General features: G+C 71.2%; 8 protein-coding genes. 6 read left to right on the forward strand and 2 right to left on the reverse strand.

What is annotated here, in order from left to right; translation table 11 throughout:
• Window positions 1-113: 113 nt before the first annotated feature.
• On the reverse strand, window positions 114-548 hold the full coding sequence (locus GH736_RS17030; RefSeq protein ID WP_159605458.1) for a VOC family protein: 435 nt from the start codon (window positions 546-548) through the stop codon (window positions 114-116).
• 81 nt (window positions 549-629) lie between these two features.
• Window positions 630-1,151 (reverse strand): GNAT family N-acetyltransferase, encoded by a 522-nt coding sequence (locus GH736_RS17035; protein ID WP_159605459.1) that lies wholly within the window; start codon window positions 1,149-1,151, stop codon window positions 630-632.
• A gap of 109 nt (window positions 1,152-1,260) precedes the next feature.
• Between GH736_RS17035 and GH736_RS17040 the strand changes: the two genes are divergently transcribed.
• The 6 genes from GH736_RS17040 to GH736_RS17065 all read left to right on the forward strand — a co-directional run.
• Window positions 1,261-1,668 carry an ArsR/SmtB family transcription factor gene (locus GH736_RS17040; RefSeq protein WP_203230824.1) on the forward strand — a complete coding sequence of 136 codons (408 nt, stop codon included), beginning with the start codon at window positions 1,261-1,263 and terminating at the stop codon, window positions 1,666-1,668.
• Complete coding sequence (locus GH736_RS17045; RefSeq protein ID WP_159605461.1) at window positions 1,665-2,138, forward strand: SRPBCC family protein; 474 nt, start codon at window positions 1,665-1,667, stop codon at window positions 2,136-2,138. The genes GH736_RS17040 and GH736_RS17045 overlap by 4 nt, the downstream gene beginning before the upstream one ends.
• Window positions 2,139-2,178: 40 nt before the next feature.
• Entirely contained in the window at window positions 2,179-2,619 is a 441-nt protein-coding gene (locus tag GH736_RS17050; RefSeq protein WP_159605463.1) for a VOC family protein, read from the forward strand.
• A gap of 138 nt (window positions 2,620-2,757) precedes the next feature.
• Window positions 2,758-3,363: a hypothetical protein gene (locus tag GH736_RS17055; RefSeq protein ID WP_159605465.1), complete on the forward strand. Its 606-nt coding sequence runs from the start codon at window positions 2,758-2,760 to the stop codon at window positions 3,361-3,363.
• A gap of 31 nt (window positions 3,364-3,394) precedes the next feature.
• A complete protein-coding gene (locus GH736_RS17060) occupies window positions 3,395-4,252 on the forward strand; it encodes a PhzF family phenazine biosynthesis protein (RefSeq protein ID WP_159605467.1) in 858 nt (285 codons plus the stop codon).
• Between the two features lie 82 nt (window positions 4,253-4,334).
• Window positions 4,335-5,042 (forward strand): aldo/keto reductase (locus GH736_RS17065; protein WP_159605469.1); only part of this gene is annotated, 708 nt, incomplete at its 3' end.

Below are 5,042 nucleotides of genomic sequence, written 5' to 3' on the forward strand. Positions count from 1 at the left end.
CGGGCGCTCGTCGAGCGGGCACGCCCCATCCACGACGAGACGCTCGAACGCGTGCTCACCGAGGCGGCCGGCCAGCCCGAGCTGGCTCCCGTCGTCGAGGCGCTGACGCCGGCCTAGGCGGGCGCGCCTGCTCCGCCGCCGCCCGCGCCCGAGATGTTCAGCAGCCAGGTGACGCCGAACCGGTCGGTGACCATGCCGAAGGCGTCGCCCCAGGGCGCGACCTCGAGCGGCTGCAGCACGGTGCCGCCGTCGGCGAGCTTGTCCCAGTACGCGCGCAGGGTGGCGTCGTCATCACCCGAGAGGGACACGGAGAAACCCGCCGGCTCGCGGTACTCCATGTGCTTGGGCGTGTCGGCAGCCATGAGGGTGAGCCCGGGGCCGTCGAGCTGGCCGTGCATGATCAGGTCGCTGTCGGACGGGTCCTCCGCGGACTGGAAGTCGGCGAAGGTGCTCATGTTGAGCTCCCCGCCGAACACGGAGTGGTAGAACTCGAGCGCCTCGCGGGCGTTGTCCTTGAAGTTCAGGTACGGGTTGAGCGTGACGGGCATGGTGGCCTCCAGATCGTCGTCGTTCCTCCGCCCGATTCTGCTCCGTTCCGTGCAGCGACGCGAGGGTCGCGCGGGTACGGATCAGATCGGACGGGTGAACGCGACGCGGTGCTCGCCGGGACCGTCGTAGTCGCGCCAGGCCAGCACGCCGTCGATCTCGGTGTCTCCCGTGGTCGTGAAGCCCATCGCCCGGTGGAACTCCTGCGACCGGCGATTGCCGGGGCCCGTGATCGCGTCGACGCGGCGGCATCCGCTCGCCCGCATCTCGTCGAAGAAGCGCTCGTAGAGGATGCGTGCGAGCCCGTGCCCGCGCAGGTCGGGCCGCACGCCGACGAAGTGGATGTACGCGGCGTCCGGTGACGACTGCGAGCGGAAGCCGATGAGGAAGGCCGCGAGCCCGTCGATGGCGCGGGGATCGTCGACGATCGTCGAGGTGTCGGCGAAGTGCTGGAAGAACAGCCGGGGGAGCAGCCGCCAGAGCGACTCGGTGCCTGGGAGGCCCCACCAGTCGGGGATCGCGGCGACCACCCGTGCGTGGTCGTCGACCGTGGCACGGCGGAAGGCGAGGCTGGTGAGCGGCGTCGGGCCGTCGGCGGCATCCATGGAATCGATTCTGGGGTGTTGACAGCTCGCTGCGTCAGGCCTATCGTTCAATCAACCGACAGGTTGATCAAGCAAATGGTTGATTAATAGGACCCCGAGGAGGTGCACGATGATCGTCGATCCGAGCAGCGACGACCGCCTCGACCGGGCCTTCATGGCCCTGGCCGACCCGGTGCGCCGCCGCATCGTGGCCCGCCTCAGCCGCGGACCGGCCACGGTCAACGAACTGGCCGAGCCGTTCCAGATCACCAAGCAGGCCGTCTCGAAGCACATCCAGGTGCTCGAGCACGCCGGCCTCGTCTCGCGCACCCGCGACGCGCAGCGCCGGCCCGTGCACCTCGAGGCCGCCCAGCTCGAAGCCCTCACCGCGTGGATCGATCGCTACCGGCTGATCCACGAGCAGCAGTTCCGCTCGCTCGACGCGCTGCTCGCCGGCACCACCACCAGCGGCACGGATGCCGCATCGCCAGAACCCGGCCAGAGCGCCGGCACCGCACAGGAAGAACCGGAATCATGACCAACGCAGTCACCATCACCGCACCCGGAGGACTCCCCTTCATCGAGATCGTCCGCGAATTCGACGCCCCCGTCGAGGCCGTGTTCAACGCCCACCGCGAGCCTGAACTCGTCCGGCAGTGGCTCGGCCCGCAGGGCTACGAGATGGACATCGAGCGCTGGGACTTCACGACCCAGGGCGGCTACCGCTACGTGCACCGCACGCCCGACGGCGACGCATGGGCGTTCAACGGCACGTTCCACTCGGTGCGTGAGAACGAGTTCGCCGTGCAGACCTTCGAGTTCGAGGGCATGCCCGACGTCGTGGCCATCGAGACCATCGCGTTCGAGGACCTCGGCGACGGCCGCACGCGCCTGCGCATCCACTCCACGTACCCCGCGGTCGAGGCCCGCGACGGCATGGTCGCCAGCGGCATGGAGACCGGCCTCCGCGAGGGCTACGAGCGGCTCGACGCCCTCGTCGCCGCCTGAACGCACGCGAACCGCACGACCACCACGAACGGAGCACACCATGGACTGGACGCTCGAGGTCGTCCTCATCCCGACGAGCGACATCGACCGCGCCGTCGCGTTCTACCGCGACCAGGTCGGCTTCGCGCTCGACCACGACACCCGCAACGAGCACATGCACGTCGTGCAGCTCACTCCGAGAGGGTCGGGCTGCTCGATCGTGATCGGCGACCTGCCCGCGCAGACCGAGATGGCGCCCGGCTCCATGCGGGGCCTCCAGCTCGTGGTCGCCGACGCGGCCGCGGCCCGCGACGAGCTCGTCTCCCGCGGCGTCGAGTGCAGCGAGATCACCGTCTTCGACGAGCGCGACGGCGGCACGTTCTTCGGCTTCGCCGATCCCGACGGCAACACGTGGGCCGTGCAGCAGATCAAGGCCCGCGCCGCGCATCCCCTCATCCCCGTCGAGGCCAGGCAGCGGTTCGGCGCCGAGCAGGAGGGCTGACGCCGGCGGCGATCAGCGAGCGGATGCCGCGGCCGGCCCCTTCACGCGAGGGGCCGGTCGCGGCATCCGTGCGTCGGGCGCGTTCGGGGCATTGCGCGCGACCGGCCCGGAGTGGATCATGAACCGGGGGGTTCATGCATGGGGAGGCAGGCGAAGGCGACCTGGATCGGCGAGCACGGTCGTGCGGCGGCGGTCACGCTCCATCTCGAGGCGGCAGGGTTGCAGATCTCGGGCGAGCGGCGGGCGCAGGTGCCGAGGTCGGCGTGGTCGCACGTCGAGGCGGCCGACGGCATCGTGTCATTCGTTGCCGATGGCGAGACGTACCGGTTCCGGCTCGGGAGCACCGCCGCTGCCTGGGTGCGTGCGCTGACGACGCCGCCGCCCACGCTGGCGGAGAAGCTCGGCGTGGCGAAGGGCGAGACCGTCGCCGTGCGCGGCGACCTGCCGGTCCCGGAGCTCGAGGACGCGCTCACCGGGGCGGCGCGCGTGCCGCCGTGGGAATCCGACGTGGTCGTGGTGGTGGTGCGCAGCGACGACGAGCTCGACGCGCTGCCCGTGTGGTTCAACGAGTGCGGCATCGGCACGCACGTGTGGGTCGTGCACGGCAAGGGCCGGGAGAGCACGGCGCCCGGCGACACCGCGGTGCGCGCGGTGATGCGGTCGGCCGGATGGCGGGACACGAAGGTCAGCGCGATCGGCGGCCCGTGGTCGGCGACGAGGTACTCGCCCGCGAGGGCATCGTGAACGGCCGGTGGCGGCGGACGGAGGCGCGCAGGTGAGCGGCGTCGAGGTGCTGCGCTACGCGGCGTTCACCGACGACCCCGACGGGGGCAACCCGGCGGGTATCGTGCTCGACGCGTCCGAGCTCGAGGATGCCGAGATGCAGCGGATCGCCACGGAGGTCGACTTCGCCGAGACGGCGTTCGTCACCGGGCGCCACGGCGACGCCCGCGTCCTCCGGTTCTTCTCGCCGATCGCCGAGGTGCCGTTCTGCGGACACGCGACGATCGCGACGGCGGTCGTCATCGCCGAGCACGAGGGCCCCGGCCGGGTACGGTTCGACACGCCCGTCGGCGAGATCGTCATCGACACGAGCGACGACGGGACGGGTCCGCGTGCGGCGTTCACGAGCGTCGACACCGAGCTCGCGCACTTCCCCGAGTTCGTGCTCGACGCGCTGCTCGAGCTCATCGCCGTCGATCGCACCCAGCTCGACGAGCGATACCCGCCACGGCTCGCGTTCGCCGGCAACTGGCACCCGGTCATCGTCATCTCCGAACCCGCCGTGTTCGACGCGTTCCGCTTCGACCCGGGCGCCGTGCGGGCCTTCATGGACGCGCAGGGCTGGCCGGCGACCATCACCGTGCTCCATCGCACCATGGACGGCGCCGACGGCGTCATGCGGTTCGAGGCCCGCAACCTCTTCCCCGTCGGTCGCATCACCGAGGACCCGGCCACGGGCTCCGCGGCGGCGGCGGTGGGCGGATACCTGCGCGGGCTCGGAGCGGTGCGTCCGCCGCAGCGGGTGCGCATCGAGCAGGGGCGACACGTCGGGCGGCCCGGCGAGCTCGTGATCGACATCCCCGTGCACGGCGGCATCGTCGTGAGCGGGCGCGCAGTGCCGATGCGCTGAGGTCGGGGCTAGGCTCGAACGCGGCGCCACGGGGCATCCGCTCGCTCCCGATCGACCCGCCACGCGAACTCGGAGGATTCCCATGCAGACCCGCACCCTCGGACGCACCGGCCGCACCGTCTCGGTGATCGGCCTCGGCACCTGGCAGCTCGGCGCCGACTGGGGCGACGTCGACGAGGCCGACGCGCTCGCCGTGCTCGACGCGGCCCACGACGCCGGCGTCACGTTCTTCGACACCGCCGACGTCTACGGCGACGGCCGCAGCGAGACGCTCATCGGCCGGTGGCTGCGCGAGCACCCCGACTCGGGCGTCACCGTCGCGACGAAGATGGGCCGGCGGATGCCGCAGGAGCACGAGAACTACTCCCTCGACCACTTCCGGGCCTGGACCGATCGCTCGCGCGCGAACCTCGGCGTCGACACCCTCGAGCTCGTGCAGCTGCACTGCCCGCCCACCTCCGTCTACGGCGACGACCGCGTGTTCGACGCCCTCGACACCCTCGTCGAAGAGGGGGCCATCGCGAACTACGGCGTCAGCGTCGAGAAGGTCGAGGAGGCGCTCGCCGCGATCGCCCGCCCGCACGTGGCATCCGTGCAGATCATCCTCAACGCGTTCCGACTGAAGCCGCTCGACGAGGTGCTGCCCGCGGCCCGCGAGGCCGGCGTCGGCATCATCGAGGCATCCGACTACCGGGACGTGCTCACGCCGGCCTTCGACGCCGCGTTCGAAGAGCATGGCCGCATCAACTGCGTGGTCGTGATGGACGACGACTTCGACCACGTCTCGCTC

It is taken from the genome of Agromyces humi, from assembly GCF_009720255.1.
Classification (GTDB): Bacteria; Actinomycetota; Actinomycetes; order Actinomycetales; family Microbacteriaceae; genus Agromyces; species Agromyces humi.

What these genes read in the sequence shown, in the direction of transcription:
- GH736_RS17030 (WP_159605458.1), bottom strand. Translation starts at nt 548, where the DNA reads ATGCCCGTCACGCTCAACCCGTACCTGAACTTCAAGGACAACGCCCGC.
- GH736_RS17035 (WP_159605459.1), bottom strand. Translation starts at nt 1,151, where the DNA reads ATGGATGCCGCCGACGGCCCGACGCCGCTCACCAGCCTCGCCTTCCGC.
- GH736_RS17045 (WP_159605461.1), top strand. Translation starts at nt 1,665, where the DNA reads ATGACCAACGCAGTCACCATCACCGCACCCGGAGGACTCCCCTTCATC.
- GH736_RS17040 (WP_203230824.1), top strand. Translation starts at nt 1,261, where the DNA reads ATGATCGTCGATCCGAGCAGCGACGACCGCCTCGACCGGGCCTTCATG.
- GH736_RS17055 (WP_159605465.1), top strand. Translation starts at nt 2,758, where the DNA reads ATGGGGAGGCAGGCGAAGGCGACCTGGATCGGCGAGCACGGTCGTGCG.
- GH736_RS17050 (WP_159605463.1), top strand. Translation starts at nt 2,179, where the DNA reads ATGGACTGGACGCTCGAGGTCGTCCTCATCCCGACGAGCGACATCGAC.